This window comes from Synergistaceae bacterium, assembly GCA_017443945.1.
Classification (GTDB): Bacteria; Synergistota; Synergistia; order Synergistales; family Aminobacteriaceae; genus JAFUXM01.
Genome location: JAFSXS010000002.1, coordinates 1 through 16885 on the forward strand (window position 1 = coordinate 1; position 16885 = coordinate 16885).

Annotated in this window: 20 protein-coding genes and 1 tRNA gene; 18 read left to right on the forward strand and 3 right to left on the reverse strand. The window is 39.9% G+C overall.

The annotated features are described in order from the left end of the window. Positions 1 to 310: hypothetical protein (locus tag IJT21_00190; protein MBQ7576667.1), on the reverse strand; the 310-nt coding region annotated here is incomplete at its 3' end. A 31-nt stretch (positions 311 to 341) separates the two neighbouring features. Here IJT21_00190 and IJT21_00195 point away from each other — a divergent pair. From IJT21_00195 to IJT21_00230, 8 genes are all read left to right on the forward strand, one after another. Continuing rightward, positions 342 to 1214, forward strand: coding sequence for a DUF2971 domain-containing protein (locus tag IJT21_00195; GenBank protein MBQ7576668.1), 873 nt, complete (start codon positions 342 to 344; stop codon positions 1212 to 1214). Positions 1215 to 1264: 50 nt separating this feature from the next. Beyond that, the gene (locus IJT21_00200; protein ID MBQ7576669.1) at positions 1265 to 3121 is read left to right on the forward strand and encodes a S9 family peptidase; all 1857 of its coding nucleotides are present in this window, start codon (positions 1265 to 1267) and stop codon (positions 3119 to 3121) included. Between the two features lie 229 nt (positions 3122 to 3350). Continuing rightward, positions 3351 to 3773, forward strand: coding sequence for an adenosylmethionine decarboxylase (locus tag IJT21_00205; GenBank protein MBQ7576670.1), 423 nt, complete (start codon positions 3351 to 3353; stop codon positions 3771 to 3773). Beyond that, positions 3763 to 4656: a hypothetical protein gene (locus tag IJT21_00210; GenBank protein ID MBQ7576671.1), complete on the forward strand. Its 894-nt coding sequence runs from the start codon at positions 3763 to 3765 to the stop codon at positions 4654 to 4656. Before IJT21_00205 ends, IJT21_00210 begins: the two co-directional genes overlap by 11 nt. A 50-nt stretch (positions 4657 to 4706) precedes the next feature. Further along, positions 4707 to 5594, forward strand: coding sequence for a methylenetetrahydrofolate reductase [NAD(P)H] (metF, locus tag IJT21_00215; protein MBQ7576672.1), 888 nt, complete (start codon positions 4707 to 4709; stop codon positions 5592 to 5594). Continuing rightward, entirely contained in the window at positions 5536 to 6168 is a 633-nt protein-coding gene (locus IJT21_00220; GenBank protein ID MBQ7576673.1) for a methionine synthase, read from the forward strand. Before metF ends, IJT21_00220 begins: the two co-directional genes overlap by 59 nt. Positions 6169 to 6174: 6 nt before the next feature. Next, positions 6175 to 6666 carry a hypothetical protein gene (locus IJT21_00225; GenBank protein MBQ7576674.1) on the forward strand — a complete coding sequence of 164 codons (492 nt, stop codon included), beginning with the start codon at positions 6175 to 6177 and terminating at the stop codon, positions 6664 to 6666. Between the two features lies 1 nt (position 6667). Beyond that, on the forward strand, positions 6668 to 7468 hold the full coding sequence (locus IJT21_00230) for a hypothetical protein (protein ID MBQ7576675.1): 801 nt from the start codon (positions 6668 to 6670) through the stop codon (positions 7466 to 7468). Positions 7469 to 7471: 3 nt separating this feature from the next. Here the strand turns inward: IJT21_00230 and guaA are convergent, their stop codons facing one another. Continuing rightward, on the reverse strand, positions 7472 to 9001 hold the full coding sequence (gene guaA, locus IJT21_00235) for a glutamine-hydrolyzing GMP synthase (protein ID MBQ7576676.1): 1530 nt from the start codon (positions 8999 to 9001) through the stop codon (positions 7472 to 7474). Positions 9002 to 9314: 313 nt separating this feature from the next. Here guaA and IJT21_00240 point away from each other — a divergent pair, with 313 nt between their 5' ends. From IJT21_00240 to IJT21_00275, 8 genes are all read left to right on the forward strand, one after another. After that, positions 9315 to 10787, forward strand: coding sequence for a S8 family serine peptidase (locus IJT21_00240; protein ID MBQ7576677.1), 1473 nt, complete (start codon positions 9315 to 9317; stop codon positions 10785 to 10787). Between the two features lie 51 nt (positions 10788 to 10838). Next, positions 10839 to 10910, forward strand: a tRNA-Thr gene (locus tag IJT21_00245). Positions 10911 to 10980: 70 nt separating this feature from the next. Beyond that, positions 10981 to 11580: a hypothetical protein gene (locus tag IJT21_00250; GenBank protein MBQ7576678.1), complete on the forward strand. Its 600-nt coding sequence runs from the start codon at positions 10981 to 10983 to the stop codon at positions 11578 to 11580. A 35-nt stretch (positions 11581 to 11615) separates the two neighbouring features. Beyond that, entirely contained in the window at positions 11616 to 12032 is a 417-nt protein-coding gene (locus tag IJT21_00255; protein ID MBQ7576679.1) for a hypothetical protein, read from the forward strand. 36 nt (positions 12033 to 12068) lie between these two features. After that, positions 12069 to 12668 carry a hypothetical protein gene (locus IJT21_00260; GenBank protein MBQ7576680.1) on the forward strand — a complete coding sequence of 200 codons (600 nt, stop codon included), beginning with the start codon at positions 12069 to 12071 and terminating at the stop codon, positions 12666 to 12668. A 68-nt stretch (positions 12669 to 12736) separates the two neighbouring features. Continuing rightward, positions 12737 to 13159, forward strand: a complete 423-nt coding sequence (locus IJT21_00265) for a hypothetical protein (protein MBQ7576681.1) — start codon at positions 12737 to 12739, stop codon at positions 13157 to 13159. A 57-nt stretch (positions 13160 to 13216) separates the two neighbouring features. Further along, positions 13217 to 13765: a glutathione peroxidase gene (locus tag IJT21_00270; protein ID MBQ7576682.1), complete on the forward strand. Its 549-nt coding sequence runs from the start codon at positions 13217 to 13219 to the stop codon at positions 13763 to 13765. A gap of 18 nt (positions 13766 to 13783) precedes the next feature. Further along, a complete protein-coding gene (locus IJT21_00275; GenBank protein MBQ7576683.1) occupies positions 13784 to 14104 on the forward strand; it encodes a thioredoxin family protein in 321 nt (106 codons plus the stop codon). A gap of 18 nt (positions 14105 to 14122) precedes the next feature. Here IJT21_00275 and IJT21_00280 read toward each other — a convergent pair whose 3' ends face one another. Beyond that, positions 14123 to 14917, reverse strand: a complete 795-nt coding sequence (locus IJT21_00280) for a polysaccharide pyruvyl transferase family protein (protein MBQ7576684.1) — start codon at positions 14915 to 14917, stop codon at positions 14123 to 14125. Positions 14918 to 15300: 383 nt separating this feature from the next. Between IJT21_00280 and IJT21_00285 the strand changes: the two genes are divergently transcribed. Beyond that, a complete protein-coding gene (locus tag IJT21_00285; GenBank protein MBQ7576685.1) occupies positions 15301 to 15837 on the forward strand; it encodes a TIGR04076 family protein in 537 nt (178 codons plus the stop codon). Positions 15838 to 15891: 54 nt separating this feature from the next. Then, positions 15892 to 16869: a C4-dicarboxylate TRAP transporter substrate-binding protein gene (locus IJT21_00290; protein MBQ7576686.1), complete on the forward strand. Its 978-nt coding sequence runs from the start codon at positions 15892 to 15894 to the stop codon at positions 16867 to 16869. Positions 16870 to 16885: the final 16 nt, after the last annotated feature.

Here is a 16885-nt window from a genome sequence, read left to right on the forward strand (position 1 = left end):
AGACTTGTAAAATTTTTTGCTCGTCATAGCGTGTGATCAGGAAGAAATTATTTGTGTGATAAATTTTTGTATGGGAAAAATAATTTGCTGCTGGTGATGTGTAGACTTGTAAAATTTTTTGCTTGTTATAATACGTAGTCAGGAAGAATTTATTTGTGTGATAAATTTTTGTATGGGAAAAATAATTTGCTGCTAGTGATATGTAGACTTGTAAAATTTTTTGCTCGTCATAGCGTGTGATCAGGAAGAATTTATTTGTGTGATAAATTATTTCGGGAGAATTAATACACTTACGCGCTATCGACTCCAATAATATAATAATTATTCAGAGGTGTTACATAATGATAGAAACTTACGGGCTAACAAAGCAAGAATACAGAAATTTAATCGAGTCGCCATTTATTAAAGCGTCAGACATTGCGAAAAAATTAATTTTGCCTGATAGAATTTATAGATTCAGAAAATTAGACACCTCGCACCGGCGCGAAGATCTAAACGGTATCTGCAAATTTTCTGTTCCTAACGCATTCAGCAAAAACGATAACAACGACTGTAGAGTATATTTTAACGATGAGGAAGTAATTAGCTATATGTATCCTGAATATAGTAAAAAGCGCATTCGATCAGCTATGCCACAATGCAAAAAAATCATGCAAGAATATAAAGACTCTTTACAGGGAAAAATAAAAGCCGGCTGTTTCACTTCCGCAGGTCCTCTCGATTACAGCATGTGGGAAGATATAAATTTCGGCGATAAAGGACACGGCTTTTGCATTGAATACGAGGTCAACGACGAAAATTTTAGACCCGATAATTTAGCTTTCCTGCCGATATTATATGACGATAATCACTATGACAGTACTGAAGCAATGAAGGCCGTTATAGATTTTGTCAAATATAATACAATTGAGTCCGCTGCAAAATTAGTCTGTCTCGGTTATGGTCATACGCTAATAAAGCCCGTTAAATATCAGAACGAGCAAGAATGGCGGCTTGTGATTCCGATTCGTGATGACGGCACACACTTAGATTATTTCAACGTTGACGGAGAATCTAAACGCGACATGACTCCGGCAATAAAAGCAATTTATCTCGGCTACAATGAGAACTGCGAAATTTACAAGCAAGAAATATTAACGCACTGGAAAAATAAAAATATAAGCATATACCAAGTTATTAAACACGAGAAAAAATTATCTTGCACAAAAATTTAATTATTACGTGATACAATCAATAAAAATTTCATGAAAGGAGTCTCGCTCAAATGATGAGAATATTATTTTTTGCGCTAATTTTATTGTGCTTATGTCCTATTGCTGTTGTATTTGCTGCCGTTCCGCCGTTACTGCCTATGGAAGATTTTTTCAGGAATCCAGACACAGCAGCGTTTGCAATTTCTCCCGATGGTAAAAGACTCGCATTTGCCAAGCCTTGGCAGCATAGAATGAACGTTTACATCAAAGATTTAGCGACTGGCACGGAAAAGCGCATAACTTCAGCCACTGAACGCGATATAGCCGGTTTTTTCTGGAAGGGTAACGAGAAAATTATTTACGCGCAAGATTCCGGCGGTGATGAAAATTTTCACGTATATATAACTGATATAACCGGTGCAGAGCCTAAAGACTTAACGCCGTTCGAGAAAGTCCGCGCAGGGATTCTTGATGACTTAGAAGACGACCCTAATCACATGCTTATAGATATGAATCAACGAAACCCGGAAGTTTTTGACGTTTACAGGTGCGACATAAACACGGGCGAATTGACTCTAATTGCTGAGAACCCCGGAAATATTACAGGCTGGATGACTGATCATGACGGAAAATTACGCGCTGCCATGCAAACCGACGGAGTCAATACAAGTTTTCTATACAGAACGAACGAGAGCGATAATTTCAAGACTCTAATCACTACAAATTTCAAAGAAGAATTTACGCCGATTATGTTCGATTATGATAATAAATTCATGTACGTATCAAGCAATTTAAGCAGCGACAAGACAGCAATTTATAAATTTGACCCTGAAGCAAACAAAACGCTTGATTTAATCTTTGAACATCCGGAAGTCGACACAGGGGGATTAATGCACTCTAAGAAACGCAAAATTATTACCGGAATCGTTTATGTTACAGATAGAAGGCACTACAAATTTTTTGACGCTGATAGAGAAGAACTGCAAAACTCTCTTGAAAAATTTTTCCCAAATTATGAAGTCAGCGTTACGGACATGGATGACGACGAACGCAAAGTAATAGCACGCACTTATAGTGATAAAACGCGCGGAACTTATTATTTATTTGACCGTCAAGATAATTCAATCTCAAAACTTGCTGATTTGTCCCCGTGGCTTGAAGAAAAAAATATGGCTCCTATGTCAGCAATAGAATTTAGGACGCGCGATAATTTATTGATTCACGGATATTTGACTCTTCCCGTCGGAGTTGACTCTAAAGATTTGCCGCTTGTGATAATTCCTCATGGGGGGCCAAGTGCTCGCGATTGCTGGGGATTTGACTCAGAGGCTCAATTTTTAGCGAATAGGGGTATAGCAGTCCTGCAAGTTAATTATCGAGGTTCAACAGGTTACGGAAAAAATTTCTGGCAGTCAGGCTTTAAAGAATGGGGACGAAAAATGCAGGATGATTTAACAGACGCGGTTTTATGGGCAGTCAATCAGGGCATAGCAGATAAATCAAGACTTGCAATTTACGGAGGCAGCTACGGAGGTTATGCAGCACTCGCCGGGGCAGCTTTTACGCCGGATTTATACACTTGCGCAATAAGTTATGTAGGGCCGTCAAATATTTTCACGCTCTTAGAGAGTATACCGCCGTATTGGAAGCCCTTTATCGAGATGGAATATGAAATGATCGGCGATCCCGTGAAAGATAAAAAATTGCTTGAAGAAGTATCGCCCGTTTTTCACGCTGATAAAATAAGAATCCCGTTATTAGTCGCTCAAGGTGCAAACGATCCGCGAGTGAATAAAGCCGAGTCAGATCAAATTGTTGAAGCAGTCAGGAAGGCCGGCAAAGATGTAGTTTATCTCGTGAAGGACAACGAGGGGCACGGTTTCCATAATGAAGAGAACAGATTCGATTTTTACCGCGCGCTGGAATAGTTTTTACGCAAGCATTTAAATTCGAGGTAGGTTATTCTGTTATTATAGTTAAATTCTCACATATTGCAGCAAAAATTTTTTATGATTCTACGAGGGGGACCCCCTAAAGCCCGTCCCCCTTGCCCCCCTCCCCACCCGGAAAATATCGCGCAAATTCTAATTTTTGTCTCATTGTGATAAAATTTCTCTGATTTATCATTATTATTTTATTGCAGGAGGCTGATTCACTTTGTCCCCTAAGGGTGTTCATTATATCGTCGAAGTTTCTGGCTGTGATGACACTATCACTAAAGTTTCAAAGCTGCAGGAGATCCTGACAGAGGCGGCAAGGCGTGCTCATGCGCAAGTCTGGTCGGTTTCGTTTAACAGATTTCCGCCCAATGGAGTCAGCGGAGTAGTTGTCATCAGCGAGTCTCATTTGTCCGTACACACTTGGCCCGAAGCAAATTATATGGCTTTAGACATTTACACGTGCGGTGCTCATACTGAACCGATGTTGGCAGTAAATTACGTCCTCGAACAAGTCCACGCTACACACATTCACGTAACAGAAATTACTCGCGGAATTGATGATAATGATGAAGTGTTTTATCACTCGTTTATCACGTGGGAAGAAGACAGGAAAGACGGTAAGCCCAACAATGAAAGCTAAAATTTTTATTGCGTTATTAATGCTCGCTGTTCTTGCAATGCCGGCAAATGCTGCAAATTTATATCATGTCGATAAAACCGGCGATAAATTTTTGCAGGACTTAATAAATAATTACGCTGACAAATTCACGATTCAGAAATTCACTGACGAGTCATCAAATTTGACGCTCGAATATAATATTTATTTCCCTGAAGATTATTCACCCGATAAAAAATTTCCGGTTGTATTCTTTATTGCCGATGCAAGCTCAGTCAAGAAGGGTGCGCAATATTCACTAAAACAGGGCTGCGGCGGTCTGGTCTGGTGTAAATATAACTGCGTCGTAATTGTCCCGTTTTATAATGATGTTCTGCTTGACGATCACGGAGCTTTTGTCGTGTCTGACTATGTAGAATTAACCGCAAAATTTATTCGTTCAGCTGTGAAAAAATATAATCTCGATTCTTCGCGGGTTTATGCGACTGGCCAGTCAATGGGCTGCATGACGTTTTTATTATTAGCGTCGAAATATCAAGATTTATTCACGGCCTGTTTATTTGTGTCGGGGCAATGGGATATTAGCAGACTTGAAGGCTTGAGGACTCAGAAATTTATTTATGCTGCTTCAATGGGCGACGATAAAGCCTCAACGGGTCAAGCGGAAGTCATAAAATTTTTCAGGGATTCGGGAGTAAATTTCACTCATTATTGCAACGTTGACGCTAAAAATTTTGACTCGGAAATTGACTCAAAGCAGGCACATAATTTTATAACGTTGAAGGCCGGAACTACTTTACCCGACGAGATAGACGCAGGCGCAAAATATTCCGAGCATATGAGCTCATTTGATTACGTCTATAAAATTGAGACTCTAAGAAAATGGCTCCTGGCTCAAAGCAAATAAAAATGTGTATTATAATACTTGAAATTTTCACGAGAGAGAGCAAATAAAATATGAATAACTTTTTTGATAAACTTTTGCCGAGCTACACTTACGAAATTTTTCCGCCTAAGGGTAATGCAAGCACTGCAGGAACTTACGCGGTAATTGATAATCTTGTGAGCTTCAATCCCGATTTAATAAGCGTTACTTACGGTGCAGGAGGTACAAGCCGCGACAACACAGTAGAAATTACTTCAGGCATTCAGAATAAATATAAAGTCTGCGGAGTCGCGCATTTAACGTGTGTAGGCAGCACAAAAGAAAATATACGCGAAATTTTAACGCAGCTTAAGGCCAATAACGTAAAAAATGTATTAGCTTTAAGAGGTGATCTCAAAGAAGGCGCAGAACTCGGCGAATTTCATCATGCGTCAGAATTAATTGCGTTCATCAAACAGGAATTTGGCGACCACTTTGACATTTTTGCGGCCTGTTACCCCGAAAAGCACCCGGAAGCAAATTCAGTTGACGAGGATTTAATACACCTGAAAGAAAAATGCGATTTAGGCGTGAAGGCTTTAATCTCACAGTTATTCTTTGACAATGACATTTTCGAGCGTTGGAGAGATAGAGCGCGCGCAATTGGTGTAACTCAGCCGATAATCGCCGGAATAATGCCCATCACAGCAGCGAGTCAGATTCCTAAAGTTGTAGAAATGTGCGGTGCTACTGTTCCCGAAAGAGTCAGAAGATTCGTCAATGCATACGGACATCACGCCGGAGCAGTAAAGGAAGCCGGAATCGCCTACGCAATAGATCAAATTGTAGACTTGTTAGCGCGCGGAGTTGACGGGATTCACCTTTACACGATGAATCAGGCCGATACAGTCAGAAGGATCGATGCCGGCATTCGTTCGGTGTTATATACAAAACGTTATGCTCTTTACGGTCAGCGATAAATTAATTATTGATGCATTGCGTTACATGAGAGTCCCGCCCGATTCTCATAATGACGAGCTAATAAATACAGTTCGGGAGGCGTTCACGAGGCTTGAAAATTTTGTTATGCCCCGTTTTGTGTGGGGACGCTTTCCGATTGTGCATTTTGACGGAGGAATCGAACTTGCAGGAGCATATATTTACAGTCAGAATATAGCGCGTTTGACTTCACGTTCTAATGAATGCTATTTGCTTGCTGTGACTCTTGGTTCTGAAGTTGACCGGCAAATTAATATAGCCCAGCAAAAAAATATGCTTGACGGTCTTGCGCTTGATTCTTGTGCGTCAGTAATGGCTGATTCTTTCTGCGATGAGTTTATTAAATCGCAAATTGTTCCGGGATTGCATAAGGGCGAGCATTTGACTTCACGATTCAGCCCCGGCTACGGTGATTTAAGCATGTCAGTTATAGAAGATATTATCACGATTCTTAATGCGTCAAAGCGTATAGGCCTATCTGTAACACGTTCGCTCATGATGTCGCCGATAAAATCAATTACTGCTATAATCGGTATTGCTCACAGAGAGGAATAATAAATCATGAATGAGAATTACGACGAGAAAGAAATTTTTATGCTTGCAGGAGTCTTAATAGTTTTATGCACTGTTATAAGTATTATAGTATGGTGGCACGTTCACAAATTGAATGTGCTGCGCGATGAATACGACACTACAGAATACGAACGCTTAAATATCGTAACAGAAATAGATAATCTCTCAGCAATGCAGACAAATCTCGAAAAGCTCAAGGGACTCAATCTCGACGCAATTAAACCCGCTTCAGATATTGTAGAATTTTATTCGTACGTCAGGAAGGCAGCAAATGATAACGGGATCAATATTTTAACGACGACTCAGAGCCAGAAAACTGTAACTATTGTATTAAGAGGCGGCTACTACAGTTTTGTGAATTGCTTGGCAGACTGGCGCGCGATGCCTCAGGCCGGAAAAATTACCGCTGTAAAATTTATGAAGGATCCATCAGCACCGGCATTATTTATTATCGCAAATGTAACGTTGACGGCATATTAACATGAAGAAAATCAGCCAAAATTTTACGATTTTATGGGAATGCTTGACAGGAGTCAGAATCGACGAGCCTTCTAAGGTCATAAGACTTCTATTTTTTTCCGTTCTAGCAATGGGAATATTCTGGGCGGTTTACAGCTATTACAGATCTATAAGTATTGCAAATCTTCATCAAGACTCTTTTTATTCGGACAATCCTGTAATCCCTCACAATGACGGCGGAATCGGAGATCTTGCAGACCACATTCAAGGCGTTATCGCAATGAGGCACGGCGGGAAAATTTTAGCAGAGTCAATTAACAACATGAACCGCAGATTATTCAACGATGACGCAAATTATTTAGCAGACACAGCACCCGACAAAGCACCGGAAAAATCAGCAAGTCCAGCAAGCAGCGATGTTGTTACAATTCCGGGAACGTCAGATCCTTTGCAAGTTACAGTTAAAGCAGTCTTAATCGCAGGTAAAGACCGGCGGGCAGTTATCGACACAAATAATGCAAAAGGTTTAATAATTCGTCAGGGCGGAAAGATTCCATCACTTAATGCGAGAGTTACAAGAATCACTAAAGACGGCGTTACATTGAGAATCAACGGACTAAATTTTTTAGCTTCATTCGGCCAGCCATCTGCAAAAGCTGAATCAAATCAATCTGACAACAAAAACGGAGAGACCATCACTAATGATAAAGTCCCCCCGCCTAATGTTCCTGCTAATAATGTACAGAGCAGCGATAATTACAATCCTACGATGAATGAGATCGTGAATAGACTTAACGCCACTCACGGCACAGGAATGCAATAAAATTTATTCCCATTCTATAGTTGCAGGCGGCTTTGACGTTACATCAAGTACTACGCGGTTAAGGCCTCTAACCTCGTTGCAGATTCTTTTTGCTACTTTGTCGAGAACGTCATAATCTATTCTGCAAAATTCTGCTGTCATTGCGTCCTGTGAATGAATCGCCCTTAATGCGACGACTTCATTATATGTGCGGCTATCTCCCATTACTCCGACTGATTTCACGGGTAACAACACGCAGAACGCCTGCCAAATGTCGTTATATAATCCTGCATTCTTTAACTCTTCACGGAAAATAGAGTCGGCCAAGCGTAATTTATCGAGTCTTTCTTTCGTGATTTCTCCCAGACAACGAACAGCAAGCCCCGGCCCCGGAAACGGCTGACGGTTTATAATTGACTCTGGCATATTGATAATTTTTCCGAGTGCTCTTACTTCGTCTTTGAACAAATCGCGCAGAGGTTCTAATAATTTGAGATTCATTTTTTCTGGGAGTCCGCCGACATTGTGATGAGATTTTATGAGTGCTGCACCTTTTTTACTGCCGCTTTCTATTACATCGGGATAAATTGTCCCCTGCAAGAGCCATTCAACGCCGGAAATTTTTTTTGCTTCCTCCTCGAATACTTCAATAAATAGACGGCCGATTATGTGCCGTTTTTTTTCGGGATCTGTAACGCCTTTAAGTTCGTTCAAGAATTTTTCTGACGCGTCAACATAAATTACATTCAAGCCCATTGATTTATATGAGTTCATGACTTGTTCAGGCTCATTTAAGCGCATTAAGCCATGATTTACGAACACGCAGTAAAGATTTTCGCCGATTGCTTTATTAACAAGCACAGCAGAGACGCTCGAGTCAACTCCTCCGGAAAGCCCGCAGACAACTTTTGAGTCTTTCACGTTTTCGCGGATATTATTTATTGCTGCATTGACCCAGTCGCTTAAATCCCAATCGCCTGAACACTTGCAAATCTTGAACGCAAAATTATTTAATATTTCATTTCCCGTTTCAGTGTGTATTACTTCCGGATGAAATTGCAGCCCGTAAAAATTTTTCTCGCGATTCTCTATTGAAGCAATAACGCCGCTTTTAGTCTTTGATGTCGCAATAAAGCCATTTGGAAGCCCGCAAACGTTGTCGCCGTGACTCATTAGTGCGTTGAACTCGTTTTTATCAGCTAATAATTTAGACTCGCAAGATTTTATTATGCTTGTGACTCCGTACTCCTGCGATTTTCCGGAAGTAACTTGACCGCCCGTTAATTTCGTCAATAATTGCATACCGTAGCAAATCCCCAGCACAGGACAACCGGCGCTCAAAATTTCGGGATCTATTGTGATTGCGTCAGGATCGTTAACGCTGTCGGGGCCTCCTGAAATTATTATTCCTTTGGGAGCCAGCTTCATAACGTCAGAGGCTTTCACGTCCCAATTAAGAATGACGCTGTGAATCTTCATTTCACGGAGTCGGCGCGCTATTAATTGCGTGAATTGTGAACCGCAGTTGATGATTAAAATATTTTCGTGCAAAATTTATTTCCTCCTTCATAAAAATTTTTCTCGTAATTGAATTAATTATATAGCAAACATACTTTAATACCTGTAAAAACTTTTGCCTATTCGCGCTACCCCTTCAATCCGGGTGGAAAAATGCAGCTAATCTGCGTTTTTGCGAGCTTGCGAGCTGGACTGGGTGGGCAGAACGAACGATATTCGCGCGATAAATTAATTGCATAGGGCTGCGATAATGTCATACATGTTAAATTTCTATAATCCGTAAAATTAAGAATCTTGTTATATAATTCGCGTGAAAGTATTTATTAATTTACAGGAGGACTATACGAACATGAAAAAATTTTTACTGTCAATCTGCTTATTAATTGCGTTGACCGGGTGCGCTTATGCAGAAAAATTCACGGCTGGTGATGTAATTGTAGTGCTTAAACCTGGCGAATCAAGAGTCAGCACTTCATCTGTGCGAACTTCCGGCGTTCATGCTATGAGGCTTGAGTCTTTTGCGTCGGGGGTAAATGCGCGCGTTACAAGAAAATATGATAATTTATCAGTGAACGGAAATAATTTATTTGCTGTCCTTCACTCTGACACAAAGAATCCCGAAGAATTTGCGGCCGAACTTCTTGCGAATCCCGAAGTAATTGCGGCATGTCCTAATTATATAGTTCATATTGCGAGGACTCCTGACGATCCAAGATACGGCGATTGCTGGGGACTTAATTATATAAATGCTCCTTTAGCGTGGAATACTACAACGGGCAGCAATGATGTTTACGTCGCAATAATTGATACCGGAATAGACTGGAATAATCACGATTTAGCAGCTAATGTCGATAAAGATTTAAGCGTGAACGTCATAACAGGTTCGACAGCAAACGCACTTGATGACAACGGGCACGGCTCACACGTCGCAGGCATTATCGGCGCAAGAGGCAATAACGGAATCGGTATAACCGGCGTAAACTGGAACGTAAAATTAATTGCTGTCAAGGCTGTTAATTCAAACGGCGATGGAACTCTTATTGATATTATGTCAGGAATTGAATATATAACGCAGCTTGTGAACGAGGGCTATAATGTTGCGTCGTTAAATATGTCGCTCGAATGGTATCAGAACATTGCGCCCACTCATGAAAATTTGATCTCACATCCTTTATGGCGTGCATTAAAGGAACTCGACCAGACAAATAAAACCGTAATAGTTTCAGCAGCAGGCAATAACAGCAACACCGTCGGAAAGGCTACAACTACTTATGAATATGTTTATCCGGCTTCGTTCACTGGATTAAATAATTTTCTCTCTGTCTCTGCACATGATAAAACGGGGGCTCTTGCGTCATGGAGCAACAATGGCGCAGATATTGCAGCTCCGGGAGTTGATATTCTCAGCACAGTTTTGCAGGATTCGTTAAATTCTCCTACACTCGATACAGACAGCGGGACATCAATGGCATCACCTTTTGTAGCAGGAGGGGCGGCACTCTTGAAAGCTGCAAATTCGAATCTCACGGCCTATCAGATAAAAACAGCAATTTTACGCGGAAATACCACGAAAGATTTAATATTTGATTTAGCGGCCTCAATGGAATATCAAGCAAGTCATACTATCCCGACCACAGGCACAGAAGGCACAGCTTATGACGATTATGTAAATTATGATTCGGATTACAGTTATTTATATGAGAACGGCGAGGGCTATAATCCTCCTACTGGGGGCGGCGGCGGTTCTTCAAGCGGGTGCAATGCATTTGCGGGCTTATTTGCTGTTGTGCTTGCGTTACCGTTAATGAAGCGCAAAATATAGACTTGTAAAATTTTTCGTGAGCTGATAAAATCTTTAATCGTTGTATACATTGCCGGTGTGGCTCAGTGGTAGAGCAGCGCACTCGTAATGCGCAGGTCAACAGTTCAAATCTGTTCACCGGCTTAATGAAGACGAAAAAATTTCTCCCCGTGAGCGTTTAACTTGCGGGGATTTATTGTAAGAGGAGGCAATTATGGTAAAGAAACATTCAGTAGCTTTGATAATGCCCTATTACGGCAAATTCCCGAATTATTTTCCGTTGTGGCTTAAGACAGCGGGATATAACAAAAAATTTGACTTCTTTGTATTTACTGACGCTGATTATTCCTGCTATGAGATTCCCGAAAATGTACACTTTTTTGAATCAACTCTTGAAGACATAAGAGCGCGAGTCAGACCGCATTTAGATTTTGATTTCGTGCTGGATGCGCCTTATAAACTTTGCGATTATAAGCCTCTTTACGGATTAGTTTTTCATGATTATTTGCAGGATTACGAATTTTGGGGACATGTTGACCCGGATATAATTTGGGGAGATATGAGCAAATTTATTACACCGGAAATTCTTGACAACTACGACAAATTTTACAGACACGGACATTTGACTATTTATCGTAATACTGACAAGATAAATAATTTTGTGCTGCACAAATTACCGGGTTGCATTATTTCATACAAAGCAATTTATAAGACTAATGCTGATATAGCACTTGATGAAAATGTCGCACACTTTATGAACGAAAAATTATTCAGTATTTTTGCTGATACGGGGGGGGGCAATATTACCGATTAGATTTTGCAGATATTTCACAGCAATATAAACGCTTTATGTGTTGTAAATTTATAAGTTCTAATGTTATACCTTATGAGTTCGTCCCGGCCTTCAGGTGGAAAAACGGCAAATTATTAGGACTCTCTCTCAACGGCGAAACCGGCAATGACAAAGAATATTTATATGTACATCTTCAGAAACGCGTAATGAAATTTACTCCCAATCTTGAACATGATAACAGCTTTATGATTATTCCAAATGAATTTGTGAAGGATCATGAACTCACGCAGGAAGAAATACAAGAATTTATTAAGCCCGATCCCGCATATGATTCAGCTCACAAGAAAAATATTAAGTACTACATCAAGAAATTTTTTAGCTTTGACACTCGCGGCAAACTCATTAAAATTATTTTGCGCCTATATACTAAATTTGGAATAATTAAGCCTTTGTTTATGGATAATGATATATAATTAAATAAATTCATTCGCACGGAGGTAAAATTTTTCATGGTAAAGAAACATTCAGTTGCGCTGATACTGCCCTATTACGGCAAATTCCCGAATTATTTTCCGTTGTGGCTTAAGACAGCGGGATATAACAAAAAATTTGACTTCTTTGTGTTTACTGACGCTGATTATTCCTGCTATGAGATTCCTGAAAATGTACACTTTTTCGAATCGACTTTTGACGATATAAAATCGCGAATCGGGCAATATTTAGATTTTAAATTCGTACTGGAAAGTCCATATAAATTATGCGATTATAAGCCTCTTTACGGATTAGTTTTTCATGACTATTTGCAGGATTACGAATTTTGGGGACATGTTGACCCGGATATAATTTGGGGAGATATGAGCAAATTTATTACTGATTATATTCTTGATAATTATGACAGAATTTATCAGCGTGGGCACCTCACAATTTATAGAAATACTGACAAGATTAATAATTTCGTGTTGCACAAATTACCAAACTACAATATTTCATACAGAGACGTTTATAAAGTTCCATTCCTTATGTATATTGAGGAGAGTGCTTTAACAGAAAATTTATTCAGTAATTTTGCGGTAGGGGGGGGGGCCACAACAGGCAATTTGACAGCGTAGACTGCGCAGATTTATACGAACGTTGGGAACCGTTTTATTGCTATAGATATGGAATGTTGAGCGAAAATTTGCCGGCTTTCGTATGGGATAAGGGCACTATAACGGGACTCGCTCTCTACGGTGATCCGGCAAGAACTCAAGAATATTTATATATCCACCTTCAAAAACGTCAGATGAAATTTGATGATTCAATCGCTAAACTCGATAAATTTATGATTCTTCCTACTGAGTTTACTGAATTTCATGACTTAACCCGCGAAGAAATTGACGACCTCATGAAACCTAATCCCGAATACGAACGCAGGCACAACGAGAAATATAATACTCCCAAAATTCCTAATGTCTCAAAATGGAATATAATCGGGCGCATAAAAAATTTCTTCAAGCGTTCACCTATCGAACGAATTATACGAATTAAAGGCCGCTGGAATCAATTCAGAAAACGCCGCTTGAGAAGCCGTTGGTCTGGTGAATGGCGCGGACAATTTTAAATTTGACTATATTGCTATAATATAAATAAATTCATTCGCACGGAGGAAATTTTTACAATGAGCACAATTTACGATTATTCCGTCTACACAACTGACGGCAAAGAAGTATCACTCTCGACCTTCAAGGGCAAAGTTTTAGTAATCGTCAACACTGCAACCGGCTGCGGATTCACCCCTCAATATGAGCAATTAGAGTCAATGTACGAGAAATATCACGACAAAGGACTCGAAATTATCGACATCCCCTGCAATCAATTCGGCGGCCAAGCTCCCGGCACTGATGAAGAGATTCACACGTTCTGCTCGCTTCACTTCAATACAAAATATGACCAATTCAAGAAATCAGACGTTAACGGCGCAAATGAATTAAAGCTGTATACATTCCTGAAGAGTCAAAAAGGGTTTGAAGGCTTTGACTCTGACAATAAATTAACGCCGATTCTTAATGACATGCTCGGAAAAGCAGATCCCGATTTTGCCAAGAAGCCCGACATCAAATGGAACTTCACGAAATTTATCGTTGACAGATCCGGAAATGTCGTAAAGCGCTTTGAACCTACAACTGATATGGCAAAAGTTGAAGAGTGCGCCGCGTCATTGCTTTAACGTGAAGGAGTCTTTATCATGGCAGTAAAAGTTATCACAGGCGACAACGCAGAAGAACTTAACGCCGCAAAAGTTGCATTTCTCGATATTTCTGCGACATGGTGCGGGCCCTGCAAGATGATTGCTCCCGTAGTTGAAGAGTTGTCAGAGTCTCCCGATTTTGCCGGAAAAGTTGAATTTTTCAATGCCGACGCAGAAGAGAATCCCGGACTCGCTAAAAAATTGCGTGTTATGAGCATTCCAAATTTAATGATTCTCAAAGAAGGCAAAGTTACGGCGCGTAATGTAGGCTTTCAATCGGGGCCGGAGCTTAAATCTTGGATAGAAGCAAATATTTAATGTATCTCCCCTCATAATTTAGTGTGAGGGGAAAAATTTTGATTTTATCTCGAACGGGAAATATTTTAAAAGTGTCTCATAATTTATATTGCCTCGTTGCCATAACTCTTTTAATTTTATCAGTGATTCAAAATCGAATCCTTCATAAAGTTTTATACTTTGCATATTATATTTGCCTATTGACTCGTAAAAATCTCTGAATTTGAATCCCCAATCATCATTAAAATTTTTATGGTCGGTAAATTCAACCCATACAGATGGAATATTATACGTTTCTGCTACAATTAAACCGTGAAGTGACTCGGAAATTATAAATTTACTTTCTGCAATAGCATCTATAATATCGGTCCATTTTTCGTATTTTGTCATATTTATTAAATTGCAGCCGTACTCGTTGATTAATTCTTCAATTACCGGATTAAATTTCCAGTATGATCCCTCATTAGGAATAATTGATAAATTATATTTTTTCGTCATATCCGGCTTGTAGAACAACGGAAGTAATAATGCAGGGTCTCCGTAATGTTCAGGACAGCTATACCCCTTAGATATTAGAGCTTTACGAGTGAGCGGACCTCTTACGCTGATTATTTTCTTAGGTCTGCCGTGTAATTTGCTTGATTCTGTCATTAATCCAGTGCCGTATATAATGCAGTTATTCATGTGAGATAATGTGCTGCCTATTAGCGAATAATATGTTATTCTGAACGGTAATTCTGCGTTAGATGGCATTACAGCCATTTTTTTATTCGATACAAACTCAAAGAAGTATTTATTAATGTCATCTCCCCAATTATTTGCTATTATTGACACGCCTTTAAAACGTGCGTAACATTTTGTGAAAATTACATCTCTGATAAATAAATTTCTTAAACCGTACTTTATTGCAAAAGGTATACCACGACTCAAGGCAGAGAAATAATATAATATGCGAGACTTAATAGCGTTAATATACTTTAAAAATTTGAATATAAGCGGAAAATTACTTTTTATGACACCTTTGATAGAGCATAATAACTGTCTGTCTGTCTGAGGTTAGCGAATTATTTCGCATTTGTCAAGAGTCCTTTCTTGTAAATTTGCTTGATTATATCATGATTTTTTTGCGCGATTCGACTCATTTTGCAGCACATAAATTTTGCTATAATACTTCGCGTTATTCCATAAAAATTAATTTACTCAGGAGGCTATAAACTTTGCAGCACAAATGCCGCGTTACTGTAATTGATAAAAAATGTTATCACGATTTGCAGACGAAATATTTAGCAGATCCCGAGTCGGGCATGTGTCCATTCTATAATGTCGGCGACGAATTTATATTTGAACGTTATGACGATAAAGACGACTTCTGGCGCGAGGGCAACGGGACTCAATGTGCGGAGGCGTGGGACTGCATAAGCCGTTATATTTATGTGGCACTTCAGGGCGGTTCAATTATGCGCAACTGGACTAATGACGAAAGAATCATGATAGCTTGCTGCAACGACGGAACAAGGCCGGTTATTTTCAAGATTGAACGAATCGACTACAAAGTTTTATATATCGCCGGAATCAATAACGAGTCTGACTCTAAGAAAATTTCTGACTCACTCATGAAAATTAAAGGTGTTGAATCTGTGAATGTCAAAGCAAAATTTACAGAAGTTATATTACGCGACAAAAATATTTCTGACGAGGCACTAATTAACGCGGTTGAGTCAGCAAGAAATTATAAAGTTTTAACAGTGGATTGAATCCCGGATTTTTACGGGTTCACAAAATTTTTTATTCAGGAGGCACTATTTACTATGAAGAAACTTTTTGCAGCTCTCGTTTTAACAGCTTTGCTCGTGTCGGGCGCGTATGCTGATGCTGTCTTGCAGATCGGATTTGAGAACTCAATCACAGAACCGGTCGGGCAGGGTCTCCAGAAATGGAAAGAATTACTTGCAGCACGCAACACAGGATTAACTATTGAACTTTTCCCCGACTCACAGCTCGGCAACAAGACAGATTTAATTGATCAAATGTTACTAGGCGAACCTGTTATGACGCTTGCTGACGGTGCATTTTTTGCAGATTACGGCGTGCCAGATATGGGAATAGTTTTCGGGCCGTTCCTGTTTGCTAACTGGGATGAATGCTGGAAATTGATTCAGTCCGACTGGTGGAAAGAACAATGTGCAAAACTTAACGAAATGGGAATTAAAGTCGTCGCAGCTAACTGGGCATACGGTGAACGCCATACACTCACAACTAAGCCCGTTAAAACAGTTGATGATCTTAAAGGCTTGCAGATTCGAGTCCCTACAAATCAGATTCAGACAAAAGGTTTTGAGGTCTTAGGAGCAACACCCGTCGGAATGAGTCTCGGCGATGTCTACACAGCGTTACAGCAGGGAACTATTGACGGCGGCGAGAATCCTTTAAGCACTCTTTACGGACGCAAACATCATGAAGTCGCAAAATATTTAATTCTTGACGGCCACGTGTTGAACTTCACAAACTGGATCTGCTCATCAATGTGGTTTGACGGACTCACACCTGAACAGCAGAAAGCACTTGTTGAAACAGGCTACGAAGCAGGAGTCTACAACAACGAACTTCAGGCAAAGGCAAATGATTATTATTTAGGACTCATGAAGAACGAGGGCGTAACGGTCGTAGTTCCTGATGAAAAAGTTTTAGAGGGCTTCAGAACAAAGGCTCAGGACTTCTACAAATTAGGTGCTACATTTAAATGGTCTGACGGACTTTATGAGCGAGTCAAAGCAGCAATGAAATAGCAAATTTATTTTCCGG

Coding starts and splice junctions, on each gene's coding strand:
- IJT21_00270 (MBQ7576682.1), top strand. CDS start 13,217: ATGAGCACAATTTACGATTATTCCGTCTACACAACTGACGGCAAAGAA.
- IJT21_00195 (MBQ7576668.1), top strand. CDS start 342: ATGATAGAAACTTACGGGCTAACAAAGCAAGAATACAGAAATTTAATC.
- IJT21_00260 (MBQ7576680.1), top strand. CDS start 12,069: ATGGTAAAGAAACATTCAGTTGCGCTGATACTGCCCTATTACGGCAAA.
- IJT21_00220 (MBQ7576673.1), top strand. CDS start 5,536: ATGCCGGCATTCGTTCGGTGTTATATACAAAACGTTATGCTCTTTACG.
- IJT21_00225 (MBQ7576674.1), top strand. CDS start 6,175: ATGAATGAGAATTACGACGAGAAAGAAATTTTTATGCTTGCAGGAGTC.
- IJT21_00230 (MBQ7576675.1), top strand. CDS start 6,668: ATGAAGAAAATCAGCCAAAATTTTACGATTTTATGGGAATGCTTGACA.
- IJT21_00200 (MBQ7576669.1), top strand. CDS start 1,265: ATGATGAGAATATTATTTTTTGCGCTAATTTTATTGTGCTTATGTCCT.
- IJT21_00240 (MBQ7576677.1), top strand. CDS start 9,315: ATGAAAAAATTTTTACTGTCAATCTGCTTATTAATTGCGTTGACCGGG.
- IJT21_00210 (MBQ7576671.1), top strand. CDS start 3,763: ATGAAAGCTAAAATTTTTATTGCGTTATTAATGCTCGCTGTTCTTGCA.
- metF (MBQ7576672.1), top strand. CDS start 4,707: ATGAATAACTTTTTTGATAAACTTTTGCCGAGCTACACTTACGAAATT.
- IJT21_00250 (MBQ7576678.1), top strand. CDS start 10,981: ATGGTAAAGAAACATTCAGTAGCTTTGATAATGCCCTATTACGGCAAA.
- IJT21_00290 (MBQ7576686.1), top strand. CDS start 15,892: ATGAAGAAACTTTTTGCAGCTCTCGTTTTAACAGCTTTGCTCGTGTCG.
- IJT21_00275 (MBQ7576683.1), top strand. CDS start 13,784: ATGGCAGTAAAAGTTATCACAGGCGACAACGCAGAAGAACTTAACGCC.
- IJT21_00255 (MBQ7576679.1), top strand. CDS start 11,616: ATGTGTTGTAAATTTATAAGTTCTAATGTTATACCTTATGAGTTCGTC.